The 21,222-nt window shown below is 61.0% G+C and carries 17 protein-coding genes, 1 tRNA gene and 1 riboswitch; of the genes, 8 read left to right on the top strand and 10 right to left on the bottom strand.

The genetic code is table 11. From position 1 onward, the window contains the following. Window positions 1-2: 2 nt before the first annotated feature. Window positions 3-647, bottom strand: coding sequence for a phosphonate C-P lyase system protein PhnH (gene phnH, locus ACO6TG_RS13955; RefSeq protein WP_422378725.1), 645 nt, complete (start codon window positions 645-647; stop codon window positions 3-5). Beyond that, window positions 647-1,132: a phosphonate C-P lyase system protein PhnG gene (gene phnG / locus ACO6TG_RS13950; RefSeq protein ID WP_422378724.1), complete on the bottom strand. Its 486-nt coding sequence runs from the start codon at window positions 1,130-1,132 to the stop codon at window positions 647-649. The genes phnH and phnG overlap by 1 nt, the downstream gene beginning before the upstream one ends. A 136-nt stretch (window positions 1,133-1,268) precedes the next feature. On the opposite strand from phnG, the gene phnF reads away from it, so the two are divergent. Together phnF and ACO6TG_RS13940 are read left to right on the top strand one after the other, a co-directional pair. Next, window positions 1,269-2,009, top strand: coding sequence for a phosphonate metabolism transcriptional regulator PhnF (gene phnF, locus ACO6TG_RS13945; RefSeq protein WP_422378723.1), 741 nt, complete (start codon window positions 1,269-1,271; stop codon window positions 2,007-2,009). Window positions 2,010-2,424: 415 nt separating this feature from the next. Then, window positions 2,425-4,158: an AIPR family protein gene (locus ACO6TG_RS13940; protein ID WP_422378722.1), complete on the top strand. Its 1,734-nt coding sequence runs from the start codon at window positions 2,425-2,427 to the stop codon at window positions 4,156-4,158. Between the two features lie 272 nt (window positions 4,159-4,430). Here the strand turns inward: ACO6TG_RS13940 and ACO6TG_RS13935 are convergent, their stop codons facing one another. Next, window positions 4,431-5,990 (bottom strand): permease, encoded by a 1,560-nt coding sequence (locus tag ACO6TG_RS13935; RefSeq protein ID WP_422378721.1) that lies wholly within the window; start codon window positions 5,988-5,990, stop codon window positions 4,431-4,433. Continuing rightward, window positions 5,987-6,793 carry an ABC transporter ATP-binding protein gene (locus ACO6TG_RS13930; protein ID WP_422378720.1) on the bottom strand — a complete coding sequence of 269 codons (807 nt, stop codon included), beginning with the start codon at window positions 6,791-6,793 and terminating at the stop codon, window positions 5,987-5,989. Before ACO6TG_RS13930 ends, ACO6TG_RS13935 begins: the two co-directional genes overlap by 4 nt. 1,419 nt (window positions 6,794-8,212) lie before the next feature. Continuing rightward, window positions 8,213-8,337: riboswitch (TPP riboswitch) on the top strand. Window positions 8,338-8,427: 90 nt separating this feature from the next. On the opposite strand from ACO6TG_RS13930, the gene thiC reads away from it, so the two are divergent. Beyond that, window positions 8,428-10,251 (top strand): phosphomethylpyrimidine synthase ThiC, encoded by a 1,824-nt coding sequence (gene thiC / locus ACO6TG_RS13925; protein ID WP_422378719.1) that lies wholly within the window; start codon window positions 8,428-8,430, stop codon window positions 10,249-10,251. A gap of 183 nt (window positions 10,252-10,434) precedes the next feature. On the opposite strand, the gene ACO6TG_RS13920 is transcribed toward thiC, so the two are convergent. Beyond that, window positions 10,435-11,280 (bottom strand): ATP/GTP-binding protein, encoded by an 846-nt coding sequence (locus ACO6TG_RS13920; RefSeq protein WP_422378718.1) that lies wholly within the window; start codon window positions 11,278-11,280, stop codon window positions 10,435-10,437. A 125-nt stretch (window positions 11,281-11,405) separates the two neighbouring features. Between ACO6TG_RS13920 and ACO6TG_RS13915 the strand changes: the two genes are divergently transcribed. Then, window positions 11,406-12,191 (top strand): helix-turn-helix domain-containing protein, encoded by a 786-nt coding sequence (locus ACO6TG_RS13915; protein WP_422378717.1) that lies wholly within the window; start codon window positions 11,406-11,408, stop codon window positions 12,189-12,191. Here ACO6TG_RS13915 and ACO6TG_RS13910 read toward each other — a convergent pair. Next, complete coding sequence (locus ACO6TG_RS13910) at window positions 12,158-12,535, bottom strand: nuclear transport factor 2 family protein (protein ID WP_422378716.1); 378 nt, start codon at window positions 12,533-12,535, stop codon at window positions 12,158-12,160. The two genes, ACO6TG_RS13915 and ACO6TG_RS13910, sit on opposite strands and share 34 nt — an antisense overlap. A 1-nt stretch (window position 12,536) precedes the next feature. Further along, window positions 12,537-13,493, bottom strand: a complete 957-nt coding sequence (locus ACO6TG_RS13905) for a DMT family transporter (RefSeq protein WP_422378715.1) — start codon at window positions 13,491-13,493, stop codon at window positions 12,537-12,539. A gap of 107 nt (window positions 13,494-13,600) precedes the next feature. Here ACO6TG_RS13905 and ACO6TG_RS13900 point away from each other — a divergent pair, with 107 nt between their 5' ends. The 3 genes from ACO6TG_RS13900 (at window position 13,601) to ACO6TG_RS13890 (ending at window position 17,484) form a co-directional block, all read left to right on the top strand. After that, a complete protein-coding gene (locus tag ACO6TG_RS13900; protein WP_422378714.1) occupies window positions 13,601-14,542 on the top strand; it encodes a LysR family transcriptional regulator in 942 nt (313 codons plus the stop codon). An 84-nt stretch (window positions 14,543-14,626) separates the two neighbouring features. Then, complete coding sequence (locus ACO6TG_RS13895) at window positions 14,627-16,015, top strand: glutamate decarboxylase (RefSeq protein WP_422378713.1); 1,389 nt, start codon at window positions 14,627-14,629, stop codon at window positions 16,013-16,015. Between the two features lie 5 nt (window positions 16,016-16,020). Continuing rightward, window positions 16,021-17,484, top strand: a complete 1,464-nt coding sequence (locus ACO6TG_RS13890; protein WP_422378712.1) for an amino acid permease — start codon at window positions 16,021-16,023, stop codon at window positions 17,482-17,484. Window positions 17,485-17,620: 136 nt separating this feature from the next. Here ACO6TG_RS13890 and ACO6TG_RS13885 read toward each other — a convergent pair whose 3' ends face one another. Both ACO6TG_RS13885 and ACO6TG_RS13880 read right to left on the bottom strand, forming a co-directional pair. Next, window positions 17,621-19,186 carry a CHAD domain-containing protein gene (locus tag ACO6TG_RS13885; protein ID WP_422378711.1) on the bottom strand — a complete coding sequence of 522 codons (1,566 nt, stop codon included), beginning with the start codon at window positions 19,184-19,186 and terminating at the stop codon, window positions 17,621-17,623. 122 nt (window positions 19,187-19,308) lie between these two features. Beyond that, the gene (locus ACO6TG_RS13880; RefSeq protein WP_422378710.1) at window positions 19,309-19,803 is read right to left on the bottom strand and encodes a cupin domain-containing protein; all 495 of its coding nucleotides are present in this window, start codon (window positions 19,801-19,803) and stop codon (window positions 19,309-19,311) included. A gap of 265 nt (window positions 19,804-20,068) precedes the next feature. Here ACO6TG_RS13880 and ACO6TG_RS13875 point away from each other — a divergent pair. Then, window positions 20,069-20,153, top strand: a tRNA-Leu gene (locus ACO6TG_RS13875). Between the two features lie 206 nt (window positions 20,154-20,359). On the opposite strand, the gene ACO6TG_RS13870 is transcribed toward ACO6TG_RS13875, so the two are convergent. Next, the gene (locus ACO6TG_RS13870) at window positions 20,360-21,037 is read right to left on the bottom strand and encodes a hypothetical protein (RefSeq protein ID WP_422378709.1); all 678 of its coding nucleotides are present in this window, start codon (window positions 21,035-21,037) and stop codon (window positions 20,360-20,362) included. Between the last annotated feature and the right edge of the window lie 185 nt (window positions 21,038-21,222).

The raw sequence follows: 21,222 nt of genomic DNA, 5'->3' as shown, positions 1-21,222 counted from the left end.
GCTCAGCCCTCCTGCGGTGTGATGCGGGTGGAACGGGGCAGGGCGGCAAGCTTGTCGCCGCCGGCGAAGATCAGGTCGATGCCGCGCGGGAACTGGCGGTTGTTGGCAATCACCTGGTCCCAGAAGACCGGCGGCACCGGGCCCGACTTGAACAGGATCGTGTCCTTGATGCCTGGACCTTCGAACATCACCACCGGGCCGTCCTCGAACGACTGTCCGGTCAGGATCACCGTGGTCGAGCGGTCCGGATATTCCGCCGAGCCCTGGTTGAAGCTCGCCAGCGGGATCATGGTGACCGGGGCCGAAACCAGCGCGAAGGCGGCCTCGACCGGCTCACTGACAATCGGCGCGCCGGTGTGAAAGCGCAGGAACTGCTTGACGGCGTCCGAAGCCATCAGCGGCTTGTCGAGCCAGACCGGCGTGTCATAGTCGAACAGCGTCAGCGCGATGGTGGCGGCCAGCGGTGTCAGCGGCGCGGGCGGCGTCAGGCGGCCGGTATCGAGCGCGTGCTGCGTGCCCGGACGGGCCATGGCGTTCATGATGGTGCGGAAGGCGCCCTGGGCGTCATGCACCGGATCGGCAAAGCCGGCGGCCAGCGGCGTCGCGGCTGAAGCGCTTTCTGCCAAAGAACCATTTGCAGATGTCATCAATTGTCTCCCCGCACCATGGTGAAGAAGTTGACCTTGGTGGCCTCGGTTTCCTCGCGCACCGTTTCCTTGTCGGCGCTTTGGGCCTCGGCGAGCGGCGCGATGATCTCCGCCTCGATGCTGGCCTTCATGTCGTCGCGCTGCCACAGCGCGTCGATGACGGCCGACTGCAGGGCTTTCTGCTTGTTGCGGCCGAGGCTGTAGGAACTGCCAGTCTCGCCGGTGCCGAGGCGGACAACGCAGCGGGTGACCGTGACTTCGCCGAGGTTGAACGGGCTGCCGGTGCCGCCCATGCGGCCGCGGACCATCACCAGGCCGGTTTCCGGCTGGCGCACCAGTTCGAAGGCCGGCGGGGTCAGGGTGTCATAACGTTCGGCAACGGCTTCCGGCGTTGCGGCTGCCAGCGTTGCCATCAGGGACTGCCGGGCGCCGGTCGCTCCGGGCGCCAGGCTGGCGGTGAGGTCGGGAGTGGTGGTGTCTGTCATGAAGCGCGCCTTTTGGGTTGGGCGGTCCTTGCGGGTGTGAACTTGAAAATTCGAGGCTTGTCTAAACTTGATTTGTCTATTTGTCTAGACAAATAATCAGGTTGACTCTTTGGTACCGAAATTTGATGACGGGCGCATGACGACGCACACAACTCTTGACCGCAGCGCGGGCATTGCCGTCTGGCGGCAGATCATGGAAACGCTGAAGGCGGAAATTGTCAGCGGCGCCTTTGAAAAGGGCAGCCGTTTGCCGCCGGAATCCGAGTTGGCCAGCCGCTTCGGGGTCAACCGGCACACGGTCCGCCGGGCGATTGCCGCCCTGACGGCCGAAGGCATTTTGCGCGCCGACCAGGGCCGCGGCACCTTTGTGGCCTCCGCCCCGCTCAGCTACCCGATCGGGCCGCGCACGCGGTTTTCGGAAATCGTCTCCGGCCAGAACCGGGCCCCGGATGGCCGCATCATCGGCTCGGCCCTGGAAGAGGCCGACGCGCTTCTGGCCAACCAGCTGTCCGTGCCGCTCGGCACCATGCTGATCCGGGTGGAGTCGTTACGGGTCGCCGACGGCATCCCGATGATCGTTGCCACCAGCTGGTTCGTCCGGGAGCGGGTGCCGAATTTTGTTGCCGACTATGCCGACAGCGGCTCGATCACCGAGGCCCTGAAACGCGCCGGCATCTCAGACTACAGCCGCAAGGAAACCCGCATCACCGCCGAACTTGTTGAGGCGAGAGACGCCCAGCAACTCGGCATTGCCCTCGGCCAGCCGGTCATGGTGGTGGAAAGCATCAATCTCGACGGGGTTGGCCAGCCGCTGCAATATACGCGCGGGCGCGTGGCGGCGGACCGGATGCAGTTGGTGGTGGATGGGGAGGTTTGACGGGGGCAACTGCCCATGATCTGAAGGGGGCCGAGAGCGGACTGGCGACAAACGTGCTCCGCTTGCGGCTAGCTGACATTCGTCGGCCCTGAACGGGTCGGCGCTACCGGCCGTTTGCTGACGTTCACTACAGTCATGACTGCCGCAGTCGCGGCCCCCAATGCGGTCGTTTACAGCATTCGCTTGAAATCGGTGGTGCCAGACGACGAGACTGCGGCCAACGGCCCACCTTTTTGTCACGTCGAACGCATGACCGGTCTTACACCTAGGTGAGTTTCGGGGTCACCACGAAGCCGAAAACAACTCTCTTAGGTTGCATGTCAAATGCGCCTCGTATTGTATTCCAGAACGAAAAGCATTGGTTTGCCACCAAATCGATCACATTTAAACATTCGACCTTCGGGATAGGAATTTAATGAGTAAGGTTACGCTACAAAGAATTCGAAGCGCTTTGATCAAAAAGTATGAAAATCTTATAGACTTGAGTGATCTAGCCGATAAATCAAAAGAAGAGCGCGAAACTTGCTTAGTTTCACGAGCATTAGCAGCAGACTACATTCGGAATGAGCTAGACTGCAACCCTGAACGAGCGTCGCAATTTGTGACCGACGGGTATGATGACAATTCCATTGACGCTTTCCACTTTGATGCGATGGATGACACATTGTATGTAGTGACATCTCGGTGGTCGAAGTCTGGGAAGTCAAAATTTGATCTTGCTGAGATCGAGAAATTCGCAGCTGGCGTTCGAAGGTTCCTCAATACAGATCTCACCAAGTTCAACAATAAATTTCATAGAAGAAAGGCTGAGATAGACGAAGCTCTGTTTTGCGAACGCCGAGTCCGCATTGTCGTTTGCGTCGTTCACACGGGTGAGCAACCGCTAAACGAACACTGCATGCGGCCGCTGACAGAGCTAGCTGATGAAATCAATGCTCCAGTTGAAATTTGCTCTGTTCGACAGCGTTCACAAGCCGGCGTCTACGACATGATTACAGCGCATGTGACAGATCCTCCTGTACAATTACAGATCACTTTGGAAGATTGGGGACAGTTGACGCACCCTTATGAAGCCTACTACGGAAAAGTCTCGGCTGACCAAATCGCTGCATGGTGGCGAGATCACAAGAGCGATCTTTTTACAAAAAATCTGCGTCTTTATTATCCAAACTCAATTGTGAACCGTTCGATACGTAAGACGATCGCCACCTCGCCGCGTGATTTTTGGTACTTTAACAACGGCTTAACTCTGATCGCCGAGAAGATCGTGAAAGGAATCGGAGGCTCCACAAAACGAGCCTTTGGCAACTTCACATGCCATGGCGCAAGCATTGTAAACGGTGCGCAAACAGTAGGTGCCATTGGAGCCGAGGCGGACCAACTTCAAGACTCTGACGAACACGCTTACGTCCATGTAAGACTGATTTCCCTTGAATCTTGCCGCGATAACTTTGCTCTAGATGTGACAAGAGCCACCAATCTCCAAAACGCTGTCGGAACGCGGGAGTTTGCGTCCTTGGATCCAAATCAACATCGGTTAGCTTTGGATTTTCAGCTCGACGGACGGAAGTATGTCTACCGGTCGGGTGACTCTGAACCGATCCCGAGCTTGGGCTGCACGCTTCAAGAGGCGACCCAAGCTCTTGGCTGCAGATTGTCCGTAGGCGTCGCGGTGGAGGTAAAAAGAGAGATTGGGGCCATCTGGGCGGATCCAAAATCTAAGCCGTATACTGAGATTTTTCCTAAAGATTTGTCCGCAACCACCGTCTGGCGTTGCGTAAACGTGATGCGCGAAGTTGACGAGTTCCTTCAATCAACTAGAGCAAATAGCGACATTGAACCACGCCGTGCCATGGTCGCAGCACATCTCAATAGGCTCATCCTACATATTGTTTTGACAAAACCAACGATTGCCCGTTGGCTTTCTGACTACTCATCATCTCACGAAATACCCAGCAATGTCCTCGAACTGACGAAAGAAATCTTTATTTCTGTAGTAGACTATGTCGATGAGAAATACGAAGGAAGCTACCTTGGCTCGTTGGCGAAAAATAGAGAAAAATGTCAAGAAATCGTGGACGTTGTTACGGGAAAAACGCCAGAGAACCAATCAAATTCCAATCAGATAGAGTTTCCGTTTGACCATTAAGTCTGTGCTCCCTCTGTTCCTTGACGTAATTTAGTACAGCGTCAGGCAGTTTGGGACGCGTCATCGAAAATTTACAAAGTTCGCTTCATGCTCAGCCCGGTCATCGACAGCGCATACAGCGAACGTCCGTTTTCCGCCCACAATTGACCTTCGCACGTCACGCAACGACCGGCAGCTTTAAAGATCAGGACGAAATCCTGCGAAAGACCGAAATGGGGACGCACAGCCTCCCTTCATCTTGAATATGTCGGGCTTCAAAGCTTCCAAGCCCCTCAAACCCCCACGTTCCCCCTCGGCCTCACCCCCCAAGCCACCCCCAGCACAATCCCCAGCAACACAACCGGCAACACCGCCAACACACTGCCCGCCGCCACAAGCGCCGTGGCACCCGCGCAAGAAATAGACGCACCGGCTTCGGCGAAGGTCGAGGCCTTGGAGGCGACCTGGCGGCGGCGGAAGGTGGTGCGGCTGGCCTGGGCGCGGAACCAGAGCTGGATCAGGATCGCGCAACTCGCTGCGATCAGGGCGCCGAGGAAGGTGATCAGCGCGCCCCAGATCGACAGGGCGGCAAGGGCCAGCGTGATGGGCAGCAGGACGGCGACAATGAGCGCTTGCGCGGCCAGAACTTTTGCGGCGAGGCGTGTGAAAACCGAGAGGGGGGCCGTGGCGATCAGGTCGGGGGCGTCCTCGCCGGAAATCGTCAGCCAGGCGAGGCCGCCGGCGAGCTGGCCGGTGGCCATCACGATCACTGGGGCGACGAGGACGGAAATCTCGGTGTTGGCGCCGAAACTCACCCAGAGCATCACGGCGGGCGGGACCAGATAAAGCACCTGCATCAGCGTCTGCGACACCAGCCAGGGATCGCGGGCAATCAGCTTCAGTTCCTTGGTGACCAGCGCGCCAAGCGCCGAATGGCCCCGGAACGGGCGGTGTGTGGCGCGGCTCCGCCGGGTGGTTTCGGCAACGCCGAGCGCCTTCACCACGATGCGGCGGAACTGGACGGCACCGCACCAGGCGCCGATGGCAAAAAACGCAAAGGAGCCTGCGAGCATCAGGGCAACGACACTTGTCTTTCCGGCGACGGCGCGCGCGGGGAACCACCAGAGCGAGCCGGCGGCGGGCACCGTCGCGCGCAGGAAATCGGCCTCGAAGAGGGCAAAGCGCGACATGGAGCCGAAGGAGAGGATCGCGACCACCTGCAAGCCGATCAGGAAGGCCGCGCCGACAACCGCCGCCAGGATCTGCGCCAGCAGCCGCGTGCGCTTCGCTCCGACCGTTTGAAAGAGGGCCAGCGTCATCAGGATGCCCGCACCGGTCGCGGTCAGCGAGGCGGCAAGAATGACCAGATAGCCCGACAGCCAATGGGGCCCGCCAAGGGCGGCTGCCACATTCAAAAAGGGTGAGATCACCAGCGCGGACATCACCCAGCTGGTGAGCGCCATCATGGCGATGCGGACCAGAAAAAGATCCCGCGACGGTGCGGGCGAGGACAGGATCAGATCGAGATCGTCGCGGGCGTAAAAGGCGCGTGTCACCGACTCGATCGCCTGGGACAGCATCATGGTGAAGCTGAGCAGGACGGAGACCGAAATCACCGCCAGCGCGGTCTGGTCGAGCTGAAAGCCGCCGGCAAATTGCGGGGCGAGCACGGCATAGGCGATGAGATGCAGGACCGCGTAGAAGAGGCCCATGCCGATAAGCGTGCGTTTCAGGCCGGTCTTGCGCCAGCCGGAAAAGATCCAGGCCCAGTCGCGCCAGGCAAGGCGCAATTCATGCCGGGAAAAGCGGATCAGCGCCGAAAACGCCAGCGGGGAGGCCAGGGCGCGGCTCATGCCACTTTCTCGTCGGGGAGGTGAGAGGGGTCCGTGAAGGTGTCGCTTTGACCGTCGCTTTGGGCACCGCCGACGATATCGAGGAAGATATCCTCCAGGGAATGGCCCTCGGCGCTGGCGCGGGAGCGCAGCTCTGCCAAGGTGCCCTCGGCGACCAGCCGGCCGCGGGCGATGATGCCGATCCGGTCGGCCATGCGCTCGGCGACTTCCAGAATATGGGTCGTCATGATGACGGTGACGCCTTTGGCGACCAGATCGGTCAGCACCTGTTTCACCTGCCGGGCCGAGCCCGCATCAAGCCCCGTGAGCGGTTCATCGAGAATGATCAGGCGCGGTTCATGGATCAGCGCGCCTGCGAGCGCCACTTTCTGGCGCATGCCCTTGGAAAAGCCGCCGCAGCGCTCACCCGCATGGGGGCCGAGCCCGAAGGCGTCTAGCAGGCTGTCGGCCTTGGCTTGCGCAAAATCCGCGTCCATGTTCCAGAGGCCGGCGACGAACTCCAGATATTCCAGCGGGGTCAGCTTGTCATAGACCATCGGCTCGTCTGGCACCCAGGCCAGGATCTTCTTGGCCGCAATCGGGTCCTTGAAGGCATCGATGCCGCAGATCCGGACAGTGCCGGCATCGGCCTCCAGCAGGCCGGACACCATCCGCAGCGTCGTGGTCTTGCCCGCGCCGTTCGGGCCGAGCAGGGCATAGAATTCGCCTGCCTTGACCTTCAGCGACAGATCGTTGACGGCAGGTTCGCTGAAGCGCTTGTGAAGATTGAATATCTCGAGGGCTGCAGGGTTGGCGGTCGGCATCAGGCACTCGTTTGAACGTGGTTTTGGGGAGGATACGGCGGGGACCTTTCGGTCCGGTAAAACCGGTGGAAGGGGGATTTTCGATGCGAGGCGGCCCAGACCTTCCATGTCACCGTCATTCCGGACGGTCTGCAGCGCAGCTGCATGGCCAGATCCGGAACCCAGCGGTTCCTCCGCGCCTTGGGCGCGTCTTTATCGAGCTATTCAGTCATTTGATTGGTTTTGTGCTCGCTGTTGCTCGCGCTGATGCGCTGGGTTCCGGATCAGCGCGCAGCTTTGCTGCACTTGTCCGGAATGACGTGGTGAGGGTGTGCTGGCGGTGTGACGCGCGGGTGTGGATCGATCTCCGTGTCACCCCGGGCAAGCAGAGCGCAGACCCGGGGCCCACTCGCAGGGCCGCAGGCGGAAGCCGGTTTCTGTTTTTGCAGTCGTGCTGCAAGGACCCGTTCTCTGCAAACGAGCAGGCCCCGGGTCTTGCTTCGCGCACCCTGGGTGACAGCTGTGTTTGTTCGCACGAGGCCGCCATTTGCCGAGACCATGCAACCGTCATTCCGGACGGTCTGCAGCGTAGCTGCATGGCCAGATCAGGAACCCGGCGATTGTTCCGCGCCCTGGGCGCGTATTTATCACCCTGTTTCGATGCCTGATTGGTTTTGTGCTCGCTGTCGCTCGCGCTGATGCGCTGGGTTCCGGATCAGCGCGCAGCTTTGCTGCACTTGTCCGGAATGACGTGGTGAGGGTGTGCTGGTGGTATGACGGGCAGGAGCGGATCAATCTCCGTGTCACCCCGGGCAAGCGCAGCGCAGACCCGGGGCCCACGCGCAGGGCCGCAGGCGGAAGCCGGTTTCTGTTTTTGCAGTCGTGCTGAAAGGACCCACTCTCTGCAAACGAGTAGGCCCCGGGTCTTGCTTCGCGCGCCCTGGGTGACAGCTGTGTTTGTTCGCACGAGGCCTCCATCTGCCGAGACCATGCCACCGTCATTCCGGACGGTTTGCAGCGCAGCTGCATGGCCAGATCCGGAACCCAGCGGATACTCCGCGTCCTGGGCGCGTCTTTATCACCCTGTTTCGATGCTTGATTGGTTTTTTGTGCTCGCTGTCGCTCGCGCTGATGCGCTGGGTTCCGTATCAGCGCGCAGCTTTGCTGCACTTGTCCGGAATGACGTGATGAGGGCGTGTTGGCGGTATGACGGGCAGGAGCGGATCGATCTCCGTGTCACCCCGGGCAAGCAGAGCGCAGACCCGGGGCCCACTCGCAGGGCCGCTTGCGGAGGCCGGTGTCTGCTTTGCGGTCGTGCTGCAAGGACCTTCTCTCTGCAAACAAGTAGGCCCCGGGTCTTGCTTCGCGCGCCCGGGGTGACAGCAGTGAGTTTTTCGCGCGTTACCATATTGACAAAGGCCGGTGGATGACGGTCGATAGCGTTGTTACCCGGGGTGTCCCGACAAGGGGCTGAGAGTCTGCTGGGCCGTTAAGAGCGGCAGCGCAGTGACCCGTTGAACCTGATCCAGTTCATACTGGCGTAGGGACGGTGCGAGCGCTGCGACAGGACGGTGCCCGGAAACGGGCCGTCCCGGCGTTTCTCCATCATTCCGGCTGCGAACTGGGTCTCCAAGCAAGATGATTGGAGCCTCAAAATGACCACTGCCGCCAAGATCTCCAAACCGGATGTCACACAAGGGGCGTTGCCCGCCTCGACCAAGATTTACAAACCCGGTCTGATCTATCCGCAGCTGCGGGTGCCGATGCGCGAGATTGCCGTTCATCCGACGGCCGGCGAGCCGCCGGTGACGGTCTATGATGCGTCGGGCCCCTATACCGATCCGGCGCAGGCCATCGACATCGAACAGGGCTTGCCGCGCCTTCGCGCAGACTGGATCGCCGGGCGCGGCGATACCGAAGCCTATCCGGGCCGCACTGTTCAGCCGGAAGACAACGGCTTTGCCACCGGCGACCGGCTGACGCCGGCCTTTCCCGAGCTGCCGATGCCGCGCCGGGCCTGCGCCGGCAAGGCGGTCACTCAGATCGCCTACGCCCGCGCCGGGATCATCACGCCGGAAATGGAATTCGTCGCCATCCGGGAAAATCTGGGGCGTGCGGCGCAGAAGGTGCAGTCCGCGCGGGACGGCGAAAGTTTCGGCGCGGCGATCCCGGACTTTGTGACGCCGGAATTCGTCCGCGACGAAATCGCCCGGGGCCGGGCAATCCTGCCGGCGAATATCAACCATCCGGAAGCCGAGCCGATGATCATCGGCCGCAATTTCCTGGTGAAGATCAACGCCAATATCGGCAATTCCGCGGTCACGTCGTCGATGGCCGAAGAGGTCGAGAAGATGGTCTGGGCGACCCGCTGGGGCGCGGACACCGTCATGGATCTGTCGACCGGCCGCAACATTCACAACATCCGGGACTGGATCCTGCGCAACGCGCCTGTGCCGATCGGCACCGTGCCGCTTTACCAGGCGCTGGAAAAGGTCGGCGGCGTTGCCGAGGAGCTGACCTGGGAAGTCTTCCGCGACACGCTGGTCGAGCAGGCCGAACAGGGCGTCGATTATGTCACGATCCACGCGGGTGTCCGCCTTGCCCATATTCCGCTCACCGTCGATCGCGTCACCGGCATCGTCTCGCGCGGCGGCTCGATCATGGCCAAGTGGTGCCTGCATCATCACAGGGAGTCGTTCCTCTACGAGCATTTCGAGGAGATCTGCGACATTGCCCGGGCCTATGACGTTGCCTTTTCGCTCGGTGACGGCCTGCGTCCCGGTTCGATTGCCGATGCCAATGATGCCGCGCAATTTGCGGAGCTGGAGACTCTCGGAGAGCTGACGCAGATCGCCTGGGCGAAGGACTGCCAGGTGATGATCGAAGGGCCCGGTCATGTGCCGATGCACAAGATCAGGGAGAATATGGACCGGCAGATCGAGGCCTGCGGCGAAGCGCCGTTCTATACGCTCGGGCCGCTGACGACCGATATCGCGCCGGGCTATGATCACATCACATCGGGCATCGGCGCCGCGATGATCGGCTGGTTCGGCACCGCCATGCTCTGTTATGTCACGCCGAAAGAGCATCTTGGCCTTCCGGACCGCGACGACGTGAAAACCGGGGTCATCACCTACAAGATCGCCGCCCATGCCGCGGATCTCGCCAAGGGCCATCCGGCGGCCAAGATCCGCGACGATGCCCTGTCGCGCGCCCGGTTCGAATTCCGCTGGGAGGACCAGTTCAACCTGTCGCTGGATCCCGAAACGGCCCGCGCCTTCCACGACGAGACCTTGCCGAAGGAGGCTCACAAGGTGGCCCATTTCTGCTCCATGTGCGGGCCGAAATTCTGCTCCATGCGGATTTCGCATGATATCCGCGACGCGGCCCGCCAGGAGGGCGCGCGCCAGGAAGGGATGGCGGAAATGGCTGCCAGATACCGGAACGGCGGCGACCTCTATATGCCAAAGGGCGGGTAACGCGGTTTGAAGAGACCACCCACGTGGAGGTGATGGACAGGAGCGGGCGCTGCCCATCACATCCGGTGGGCCTTAGGCCCGAAACGTGCGGCATCCAGAGCTCTTCCGAGCGCTGGATGCTGCGTCCCCGCCGACTGCTCCTGCCTTTGCAAATGCAGCCGGTGAGGGCTGTGTGGGCCGCGCCTAGTCCAGCGTCACCGCCTCGATCCGGCCTTCCAGCATATGCGGCAGGTAGAGGGTGCCGTTCGCGGCGCCGATGTCGGCAAGGCCGGCGGGTTCGGCGAGGATTTCCGTGGCGGTGCCGTCTGCCGAAATCTCGTACGCCTTGCCGTTGATCCAGTCATTGAGAACAAGCTTGCCGTTCAGGCGAACGATGCCGTCGATATTGCCGATGTCGCGGGCGACAACCGAGATAGCCTTTGTCTCCGGGGCGATGCTGAGCAGGCTGCCGGGGGCTTCGGTGGTGAAATTCTCCTGAAGGCCCTTGCCCCAGCTGCCGACCAGCAGGCGGCCGTCATCCCAGAAAAGCCCGTTCGGATGCGCAAGGTCCGGCGTTTCGAGCCACTTTTCAAACCGGCCATCCGCATAACGCCAGATCGTGTGGGTCATCATGTCGGAGACAAAGACCGCCTCGCCGTTGGTGGCAACGTCGTTGAGGAAGACAGCCCCTTCGGCGGGGAGCGAGGCGACGAGCTCGCCGCTTGCGGCATCAACGATGCGCAGGTGGGTGAGATCGGCGGCGAAGATCTGGCCATCCATTATGGCAAGGCCCTTGGGGGCGTCCATGCCGGTGGCCCAGGCAGCGTCAATCACCTTGCCGTCGGTGGAGAGCAGCGCCAGGTGGCCGTTGCCGTCCACCGCATTCGGCGCGCCCTGCATGACGCTGACGATCAGCCGGTCATGGTTAGCGTCGTATAGAACGGATTCTGGCATGTCGAAGCCTTCGGTTGACCAGAGCGACCCCGCTTCGGCGGAGAGGGGGAAGAGGGCAAGACAACCGGCGGCGACAAGGGATTTCAGGATCTGCATGGGAGGACCTTTCTTGAGAACTGTCGATAGATCTCGAATGCAGAAATCGAACTCACTTGGCAATTTCAGAAAATATGGTATCAAAAAACGATACGAATTGGCGATCTGAAGGATCAAACCAGCGGATGCGCGGCGATACGTTCAAAATCCTGCAGGGCGTTTTGAAGTCCCGCGGCATGACCTATGCGGATCTGGCCCTGCGCATGGAGGTCTCCGAGCCGACCGTGAAACGGATCTTTGCCGGCCATGACTGCAAGCTGAGCCGGCTTCTGGAGATTTGCGACATCCTGGAGGTGCCGCTTGCCGATGTGCTGCACCGGGCGGAACGCACATCGGAAGAAACCAGCCTGTTGCCGGTGGCGACCGAAGCCCGGCTCGCGGCGGATCCGTCGCTGTTCTTTTTGTTCATTTTGCTGCGGGAGCCGATCCCGCAGCAGGATATCGAGGACCGGTTTCAATTAACGCCGGAGGACATGTTCCGGCTCGGCCGGGCGTTGGAGGCGCTCGGGCTTGCGGAGGTTCATCCGGGCAACCGCATCCGTATCACCTGGACGGCGCCGGTCCGTTTCCGGCCCGACGGGCCGCTGATCCCGCTTCTGAAGGAGATCAACACGCGGTTCCTGGGCCAGGTGATCGAGGCCCGGGGCGGCAATCAGGGGGCGTTTTTCACCGTCTCCCGCCGCATGTTGCCCGACACCGGTGCCTTTATCTTGCGGGAAATCGAGAGCCTGAAGGAAACCATCGCGGAACTCGCCCGGCAGGACCAGATGGTCTCGCGCGACGGCGACCTGACCACCTTCAAACTGACGGGTGCCTTTGCGCCGGTCAGCTTTCCCGACATCCTGACCATCGCGCCGCCCGTCGGCTCTTCGCCGTCTCAGAGCGGCGAGACGTCGACAAAGACGCGGTAATCCGCAATCCGGCTGTCTGTCAGGGTCAGCACGGTCGCGAAGGGCACCGACAGGGTGCTGGTGTCCTTTCGGGTGTAATGGACCTCACCGGAACAGATCACCGTGTTGCCGTCCGACCAGATACCCGAAATCGTGTGCTGCATCGCCGAGATGGTGCTGAAAAACGCGGCATTGGCGTCGATCACCTGCTGCCGGCCCTGAAGCTGGTCGAAATTGCCGAGCCGGAACAGGACATCGTCGGTGACGAAACTGCCGACGCCTTCCGCATCAAGCGCATCCACGGCCTGGTAGAGCCCGGCAATCAGCTTGCGATGCGGGGTGGTACTCTCTGTTGTGATCTGCATGTCAAAACTCCTTGTTTGACGGTTGGGGACGTTTGAAGAGGCGTGGGAAAAGCGGGGCGTTTGCGTTTGAAAGTGCAACGCCCAGGAAAAGCAGCAGCACCGAGATCAGAAACACAGGTCCGACCGGTTCCTGAAAGAAAAGCGCCCCGGCGGCAATGCCGGTGAGGGTGACGACATAACCGACCTGGCTGAAGCCGACACCGTCGGTGCGCCTCAGAAGCTCAAAGGTCAGGACGTAGCCAAGTGCAGTGGCGGCGCAGACAAGCAGAATGGCGGGGCCGATCCAGATCTGGGCTTGAAACTGCGGGAGGCCGCCGCCCCAAACGAGCGCTACGGGCAGAAACAGGACGGCCTGGGACAGCAGGGTCCCACCGGCCAGAACCAGTGGGTTGGCACCTTGCGGCATTGCCCGCTCCCGGAAGACATTGGTGAGGGCGAGAAGGACGGGGACGAGCCCGGCCGCAAGCAGCCAGGGGAGGCCCGCCGCCATCGACCGGTTGCGGTCTGCCATTGCCAGCGTGACGGCCGCAAGCCCGATCAGGACGCCTGTCAGCCGGCGCAGCGGCAGCAGTCTTCGTCTCATCAGCGAAGAGAAGCAGAAGGTCAGCAGTGGGGAGAGGGTCACAAGGGCCGAGAAAAGACCGGCGGACACCTGCTGAAGCGCGATATAGCTGAGGATCTGCGGGGTGGAGACGCCGAGCAGGCCATTGATGAGGCAATAGAGCGCGACGGGGCCGCTCAGGAGGGCCTGAAAGTCGTTTCGGGATGTGACCGCCAGGCCGATGCAAAGGCCAAGACCCGCGCCCAGCACCTGTCCTTCGAAGAGCATCAGGGGCGTCAGACCGGTCAGAACGACGGCTTTTGCCAAAACAAAATTGCCGCCGACGAGAACGCCCAGAAACAGGATCAGCGGCAAGGCCGCGCCGCTCTTTGGCTGGTGGGATATCTGCTGTGCCATGAAACGCTCCGGTTTTGGGATCCATGGCAATTTATTGTTGTTCTTATCTTTCACTATACGTCGATTGATTGACTTTGAGTTGACTTCAAATCAACAATGAATGGGCCATGGAGAGCATTCCCGATTTTGCCGTTTTTGTTGCGGTCGTTGAAAAGAGCAGTTTTTCGCGGGCGGCGGAGCATCTGGGCCTGACCAAATCGGCGGTCAGCCGGCGGATCACGCATCTTGAGGCACGGTTGGGCGTTCAGTTGCTCCAGCGCAGCACACGCAAGCTGGTGCTGACGGATGCCGGCGCGCGCTATTTCGCCCATGCCAGCGAAGCCGTGCATCATGTCCGATCGGCGGAACGGGAAGCGGGCCTTTTTGGCAGCGAGGCCGTCGGTGAAATCCGGGTTCTGGCACCGATGGCGTTCGGCAGCCGGCATCTGGCGCCCCATCTGCCGGCCTTTCTTCAGGCGCATCCGAAGCTCAGCGTCGACCTGACGCTCGATGACCGGTTTCTGGCGGCGATCGATGACCGCTATGACCTTGCACTCAGAGCGGGTGACTTGCCGGATTCCAGCCAGATTGCCCGCAAACTGGCCCCCTTGCGCAGCGTGATCTGCGCGTCGCCGGACTATGTCTCCCGGCAGGGGGCGCCTGACGTGCCGGCGGAGTTGCACGGGCACAATTGTGTCTTCTTTTCCTATTCCGACAACATGGATGTCTGGGAGTTCCGGTCACCGCTCGGCCCGGAAAGCATCCCTGTCACCGGCAATCTGAAGATCAATAACAGTGAGGCGCTGTGCGCGGCTGTCCTGGCGGGGGGCGGCATCGGGCGCCTGCCGAGTTTTGTTGCGCATTCGTTGCTGGATGAAGGCCGGCTGGTGCGGCTTTTGCCGACGTTCGAGATGCCGTCCAAGGCGCTCAACATCCAGTTTCCGAGCCGCCAGCTGATCCCGCGCGCCGCGCGCGCGCTGATCGACTATCTGGTCGATCTTTATGACCCCGACCTGCCTTATTGGGACACGGATGTGGGGGTGGGTGCGGCGGCCGACAGGCGCTCGTAAGGGTTTTATCCGAGCTTGAAGCTGTCCGCCACGGTGCCTAAGCTAAGTCATTGCAGGTTGCCCGTGAGCCTTAGGAGACATCCCTTGCCCCTTTATCAAGCCTCGTCAAATCGCCGCAACGAAGTCTTTGATCTCTATACGAGAGATCTATCTGAACAGGCCTTGCCGAAGTACCGGATGCCCGACAACTCCTCGCTTGCCGATACGGTCTACAACCTGATCCATGACGAGCTGCTTCTGGACGGCAATTCGCGCCAGAACCTGGCAACCTTCTGCACCACCTATGCCTCGCCGCAGGTTCAGCAGCTGATGCAGGACTGTGTCGACAAGAACATGATCGACAAGGACGAATATCCGCAGACAGCCGAGATAGAGAACCGCTGCGTTCACATTCTGGCGGATCTCTGGAACGCCCCGGATTCCGTTGTCACACAGGGCTGTTCCACGACCGGGTCGTCGGAAGCGGCAATGCTGGGCGGCCTGGCGCTGAAGTGGAAATGGCGCAAGAAGCGCGAGGCGGAAGGCAAGCCCGCCGACAAACCCAACCTGATCTGCGGACCCGTCCAGATCTGCTGGCACAAGTTTGCCCGCTACTTTGACATCGAGTTGCGCGAGCTGCCGATCCTGGACGGTGAACTGGGCATGCGCCCGGACCAGATTGCTGCGGCGGTTGATGAAAACACCATCGGGGTCGTTGCCACACTGGGGGTGACCTTTACCTGCGTTTATGAACCCGTTGAGCAGATTTCGGCCGTGCTGGATCAGATCCAGGCGGAACGCGGCCTCGACATTCCGCTGCATATCGATGCGGCCTCCGGCGGTTTCATCGCGCCGTTCCTGCACAAGGACGTCGTCTGGGATTTTCGCCTGCCGCGGGTCAAGTCGATCAATGCCTCGGGCCACAAATACGGACTGGCGCCCCTGGGTGTGGGCTGGGTGGTCTGGCGGGAGCAGGAAGACCTGCCGGAGGAACTGATCTTCAATGTTGACTATCTCGGCGGCCAGGTACCCACATTCGCGCTCAATTTCTCGCGGCCGGCCGGTGAGATCATCGCGCAGTACTACCAGTTTCTGCGGCTGGGCAAACAGGGTTACACGGATGTGCAGGGGGCCTGCGCAAGTGCCGCGCAATATCTGGCGGATGAGCTGGAGAAAACAGGCCATTTCGACATTCTCTACAATGGCGACGGCGGCCTGCCGGCGGCCTGTTATTCGCTGAAGGACAGCGCCGACAAGGCCTATACGCTCTATGACATTTCGGAGCGCATGCGCATGCGCGGCTGGCAGATTGCCTCCTATCCGTTGCCGCATAACCGGCGCGACCTGGTGGTTCAGCGTGTTCTCGTGCGCCACGGCATGGGCAAGGACCTGATGGCCCTGCTCGTAGAGGACATGAAACGCACCATCGAATTCCTGGACCGCAACCCGATGTCGAACGCCGAAGCCGGACCGACCTTTCACCACGGCAGGTAAACGAGATGACAGAGACCACACAGGCGGCTGGCGCATCAGCCGCCAGGGGCCGCATTTCCGTCCTGGGCCTTGCGATGATGACGGTGGCCGCCGTCGTCAGTCTGCGCGGCCTGCCGCTCATGGCCGACGAAGGCACCACGCTGCTCTTTTACATCGGCTTTGCATCGCTGATCTTTCTGGTGCCGGCGGCGCTGGTTGCCGCCGAGCTCGGCGGCATGTTCGCCCAGTCCACCGGCGGCGTCTATGACTGGGTCAAGGCACCGTTCGGCGCACGGGCCGGGTTTGTCGCGATCTGGCTGCAATGGATTCAGAACGTCGTCTGGTATCCGACTGTGCTGGCCTTCGCTGCGGCGTCGCTTGCCTATGTCATCGGCAAACCGTCGCTCGCCGATGACGGCATTTACACGGGCTCCGTCATCATCGGCGCTTATTGGTTTGCAACCGCAATTGCCCTTACCGGCACGAGTGCGGCGGCGCGGATTACCTCGGTCGGCTTCGTGCTCGGCACGGTGGTTCCGGGGCTCCTGATCATTGCGCTCGGGGCCGCCTGGATCGCGGAAGGCAATGCGATTGCCTTCCTGCCGCAAGCTGCGGACAGCGCGCAGGCCCATATCCGCCTCTTTCCGCATATCACCGGCCTGTCCTCGATCGCGTTTCTGGGTGGGATCGTGCTGCTGTTTGCCGGGGTGGAAGTTCACGCCGTTCACGCAAATGAACTGAAGGATCCGCATCGCGATTTCCCGAAAGCCATTCTCTTGTCCGTCGCGATCATTGTGGTCTTGTTCCTGCTGGGGTCCCTGGCGCTGGCTGCCATCGTGCCGGCCGACAAGATCGCGCTGGATCAGGGGCCGATGCAGGCCTTCAGTATTGCACTGACCGGCTTTAATCTCGGCTGGCTGGTGCCGGTCCTGGCGCTTCTGATTGCCCTCGGGGCGCTGGCAGGGGTGATGTCCTGGATTACCGGGCCGAGCCGGGGATTGCTGCGGACCGCCAGGGACGGCGAGTTGCCGCCCTTCCTGGCCAGGACCAACAAGAACGGCATTCAAGTGGTCATTCTGGTGGTGCAGGGTTGCATCGTCACGGTGCTGGCGTCGCTCTATTTCTTTCTCAAGAACGTCTCGGTGGCGTTTTTCCTGCTCTCGGCCATGACGATCACGCTGTATCTGGTCATGTACATGATGATGTATGCTGCGGCCGTGCGTCTCAGGATCACGCATCCAGACATGCCGCGATCCTACAAGGTTCCGGGCGGCATGACCGGTTTGCTGGTGGTCGCGGGGATCGGCTTTGCCGGCGTGGCCTTTGCCTTTGTGACCTCATTCTTCCCGCCGAGCCAGCTGCCGGTTGGCAGCCCGGCCACCTATGTCGGCGTCGTGGCCGCCGGGTTCGTCGTCTTTACCGGATTGCCCATCCTGATCCACTCGCTGAAGCGCCCGTCGTGGGTGAAGGTGGAGGATGACGGGAACTAGATCCGACTCGGGCGCATGAGTCCGAGCCCAATCACGTCATTCCAGGCGGTCTGCAGCGGTGCTGACCTTGCCTGGAGTGACTATAGCCTTTGCTTTTGCGGTCTGAGAGGACAAGCTGTCCCTGCCACCTTTCTCGTCAGGTCCAGAACTTTGGAGTTGCCCTGGTGGCGTCCCAATAATCCCTGGCGTGAAGCCACTTGGTCTGGCACTGAGCCTCATGCCAGCCAATGACGAAGCCGATGGCCTGGGCGGCTTCCATCGACCTCTCTTCCAGTGCCCTGCATTTGTCCGGCAGGCTTTCGGCCATGGCGACGTCGTTGAGATAGCCGAAAATGTCCTGAAGTTTCTTCATACGTTTCAGGAACGGTTTCACCGTGTCGGAAGGGTAAAGGCTGCCGAAAAACTCTATGCCGTAGCGCATCTTTTTCATGGCCTTGCGCATGTCATGGCGCTCTTCGATGCTCAGCTTTTCCAGGCGTTTTCCGTAACCCAGCACCTTCTTCCATTGTTTCGCAAGTGCCTTGCCGGCATGCGCCTCGATCGGCTGCGCCAGTAGCGTTGTCTGGTCGAAGTTTTCCGGATCAAGCCAGCCGCGACCTTCCGTATAGGCGGCCAGATCCAGCAGGAACTGATTGACCTCGGCGGATTTCAGATGGTCCGTCAATGTGGTGCGGATGTCCTTGTCGCGTGACGCATTCAGGTCCGCCAGTAGGGCATCGAAGGAGAGGCTGGGCGGTGCCTTGTCGACCAGGGGGGCAACGATTTCATCCACCAGCACATCGAGATCGCGCAGGGCACCGGCTTCGCCTGCAATGGTGCGGGCCATCTGGTCCAGCGGCGCAAGGGTCGCCGGGTTCAGCACCTGCTTGAACAGGCGGAAGGCGCTGCGCAGACGGCGCAACCCGACGCGCAGCTGGTGCGGTCCTTCCGGGTCTTCGGAAGCCAGCACGGCCAGCCGGTTTTCGGAGATCTGGGTCAGACAGGAGCGCAGCACGTCCCGGAAGGCGAGTTCCGTACTGATGCCGGCGCTGAAGCTGATCTTGTCAGCGAAAAAGGGCTTGTGTTCCTCGACCTCCTGGCCTTCCGCGAACCGATATCCGCGCTCGGCCTTGCTGTAGGGAGAAAACCGGAACGGCGCGTCGTCAAGCAGCGCCTTGGCCGCTTCGAAGAGCGCAAGGCTCGGACCGGACTTCAGTTCCATTTCCAGTTCGACCAGTGGCTGGGAACCGGCACCGGCCAGGATGTTGCCCGTGTCGAAGGCGAGCTCGATATGCGTACCATCGGCTTCACGGGTCAGTTGGCGCGTGGTGCGTTTCATCACCGTTTCGAAACACTCGGACAGCGGCGCCTCGCCGATGATTTCGGTGAGTTTCGCGCGGACCGTCGGATCTTCAATCACGGAAAAGTCGAGTGCCCGGCCGCTGACCGGATGTTCCGCTTCGATCGGCGACGACAGGCCACCCATCACTCCGGTGCCGAGCTTGGCGGTCTGCAGCCAGCTTCGGCCGGACTTGCGCACCCGCAGCGAGACCTTGGCCTTGCGCAGGGCCTGGTCGGGCGTGTCGAAATAGATGGATTGCAAGGTCTTGGTCACCGCCCGGCCGGCGGTGAAGCCCTTGATGCTGCCCGCGCGTTTGATTGCGTCCTGGGCCGACGATTCCAGTTCGAGCTTGAGCTCGATTTCTCTGCCAGATTTGCTCATGAATCTTATCTAGACAAGCCAATCCGGCTTGTCCAGAAAAAGCGCACAATTTGCGCTTTTGTTTCCAGACTAAGCAGATCCGGCCAGCCGATACCTGGATCGGCTGTTCCGGAGAGGCGGGATTAGCGCAGCCCGCCCGGCATGGCGCCCTTCAGTCGCTCGATGATGCGCGACTGGTAATGCAGGTACCACGGCACAGGCTTCTGGTTGAAGGCGAGTTTGCGGATATAGGCCGGAATCACCCAGACGGCTGAAGTGCCGGCCGGAAAGAACAGCGATGTGCCCGGACGACCTTCGTAAACGTTGCCGTTTTCATCCGTGATGGTCACTTCCCCTTCCAGGAACATCACCGTCTCGTCCCAGCCATAGTGCCAGCGGAACTTGCCCGCCGTACAGGACCAGTGACAGGCATCGCCCCAGCCGAACTTGTGACCTGAGAGCTGTTTGCATTTGGCTTCCGGATTGCCCTCAAGGATCCATTCGGGGCGGATCGGTGCAGGCTCCAGCTGGTCCTTGTCAACCGTATCGATGACGAATTGATGCTGGCGGCCGTCTCCGGCGCGCGAAGCGGATGTGGTCTGCTGCGCTGATTGCGCTGTGGCATCTGCCAGTGACATGTGCGTCTCCCCAATCGTATTGGCACCTGTCTTGGCGCCAGAGGAATTTCGAAGCCCTTAAATTTAATCCCGGAACGGCGGACGGGGATCGAAATCGCAACGGTTTCGGGCGTCAGGGTTAAGGGTGTCTGAAAAAATTTCCTTGGTTTTTAAAGGTCGATAACCCCGCATCCGCAAAGGCTGTTGGGGGACTTCCATGCCGATGCATGTCTAACGGCTTGCATCGCACCGGACCCCATGATAGGCACGCTCTCCGGTGTCAGTTGCCCCTCTGGCGGAACTGGTAGACGCGCGGGATTCAAAATCCCGTTCCTTCGGGAGTGCCGGTTCGATTCCGGCGGGGGGCACCATTTTTCTTGCGCTATCGGCCTTTGGCCTACTTGAATGCGGTTCTAGTTCGCTCCGCTCACCTGCGCCATTATTCTAGCGCCACCGGCTACCGCCTGCTTGAGCGCTGTACCGCTTCGCGGCAGGCCGCTCTCCTCCCAAATGTTTGCATAGCTAGCGGCTATCGCCTGATTGCGCGCAGGTGCCCAAGTCTTCCTCACATCTTCGTTCAGTTGAACATTACCGTGTCGAAGGCCAGCGATGCGCTGGTGTCGTAGATGTCCTCGACCTTTTTGATCCGGCCCTGGCGCGGGTGGCCGACGGCAATGCCGATGATGCCGTGCGGGCTGCCCGGTTTTGCCACGGCGACCAGCCGGACCAGCAGCTGGTCGCCTTCTCCATTCACGAAATTGCCGACAACTTCGGCGGCCGGAAGTCCGCCAACCGTGATCTGGCGCCGGAGGTTCACGCGTGTGGTCCGGTTCTCTCCGAGTTTCTTCAGAAGGTCGATGGCGAAATAGTCGCCGATCTCGAGGCGTTTTTGCAGGTCATCCGTCTTCATCGTGAAGGGGATGATCTGAAGGGAGGAAAAAATGCGCTTTTGTGCATCGTCGGTCGCGAAATAGATCTTGATCGGGCCACCGCCGGCCGGCTTGGCTTGCGCAAGGATCTGCTGGCCGTCGCGGCGAGGGGCCGCCAGGGTGAACGGGGCCGGCACGGGGATCCCGTGTTTGCCTGCGAACTCGCCATCGACCTTGTAGAGCGTCGATAGCGTGATGCCGCGTGCCTCAAAGGGAGTCAGGTTGACCGATCCTTCAATTTGCACCTGTTGGGCGGAGACCGCCTGAAGTGCCAACAGCGTGAAGGCACAGACCGTCGCCAAGGCCAGCCTGAGGATGCTTTTCATGGTGTCCTCCCGAGCATAGTTGCCGGCCCTATCCTAGCAGATGGCGGGCTGAATGCCGCCTCGGTGCTCACGGCCTCGCCGGTCCGGACCGGCAGAACATCCAGACCGCAGTCGTTCTGTGCACAGTGCTCGCTTCACTTTCACGACAGGCAGGCGATTTCCTCAGGTGACATTTTGCAGCGCAG

Origin of the sequence: Roseibium sp. (genome assembly GCF_965233565.1) — a bacterium.
Lineage (GTDB): Bacteria > Pseudomonadota > Alphaproteobacteria > Rhizobiales > Stappiaceae > Roseibium.
The sequence above is the reverse complement of the archived record's forward strand: the minus strand, read 5'-3'. Positions and strand labels throughout refer to the sequence as shown.

Bases quoted from the DNA above. Each gene is read 5' to 3' on its own strand.
- phnH (WP_422378725.1), bottom strand. From the start codon at position 647: ATGACATCTGCAAATGGTTCTTTGGCAGAAAGCGCTTCAGCCGCGACG.
- phnG (WP_422378724.1), bottom strand. From the start codon at position 1,132: ATGACAGACACCACCACTCCCGACCTCACCGCCAGCCTGGCGCCCGGA.
- phnF (WP_422378723.1), top strand. From the start codon at position 1,269: ATGACGACGCACACAACTCTTGACCGCAGCGCGGGCATTGCCGTCTGG.
- ACO6TG_RS13940 (WP_422378722.1), top strand. From the start codon at position 2,425: ATGAGTAAGGTTACGCTACAAAGAATTCGAAGCGCTTTGATCAAAAAG.
- ACO6TG_RS13935 (WP_422378721.1), bottom strand. From the start codon at position 5,990: ATGAGCCGCGCCCTGGCCTCCCCGCTGGCGTTTTCGGCGCTGATCCGC.
- ACO6TG_RS13930 (WP_422378720.1), bottom strand. From the start codon at position 6,793: ATGCCGACCGCCAACCCTGCAGCCCTCGAGATATTCAATCTTCACAAG.
- thiC (WP_422378719.1), top strand. From the start codon at position 8,428: ATGACCACTGCCGCCAAGATCTCCAAACCGGATGTCACACAAGGGGCG.
- ACO6TG_RS13920 (WP_422378718.1), bottom strand. From the start codon at position 11,280: ATGCAGATCCTGAAATCCCTTGTCGCCGCCGGTTGTCTTGCCCTCTTC.
- ACO6TG_RS13915 (WP_422378717.1), top strand. From the start codon at position 11,406: ATGCGCGGCGATACGTTCAAAATCCTGCAGGGCGTTTTGAAGTCCCGC.
- ACO6TG_RS13910 (WP_422378716.1), bottom strand. From the start codon at position 12,535: ATGCAGATCACAACAGAGAGTACCACCCCGCATCGCAAGCTGATTGCC.
- ACO6TG_RS13905 (WP_422378715.1), bottom strand. From the start codon at position 13,493: ATGGCACAGCAGATATCCCACCAGCCAAAGAGCGGCGCGGCCTTGCCG.
- ACO6TG_RS13900 (WP_422378714.1), top strand. From the start codon at position 13,601: ATGGAGAGCATTCCCGATTTTGCCGTTTTTGTTGCGGTCGTTGAAAAG.
- ACO6TG_RS13890 (WP_422378712.1), top strand. From the start codon at position 16,021: ATGACAGAGACCACACAGGCGGCTGGCGCATCAGCCGCCAGGGGCCGC.
- ACO6TG_RS13885 (WP_422378711.1), bottom strand. From the start codon at position 19,186: ATGAGCAAATCTGGCAGAGAAATCGAGCTCAAGCTCGAACTGGAATCG.
- ACO6TG_RS13880 (WP_422378710.1), bottom strand. From the start codon at position 19,803: ATGTCACTGGCAGATGCCACAGCGCAATCAGCGCAGCAGACCACATCC.
- ACO6TG_RS13870 (WP_422378709.1), bottom strand. From the start codon at position 21,037: ATGAAAAGCATCCTCAGGCTGGCCTTGGCGACGGTCTGTGCCTTCACG.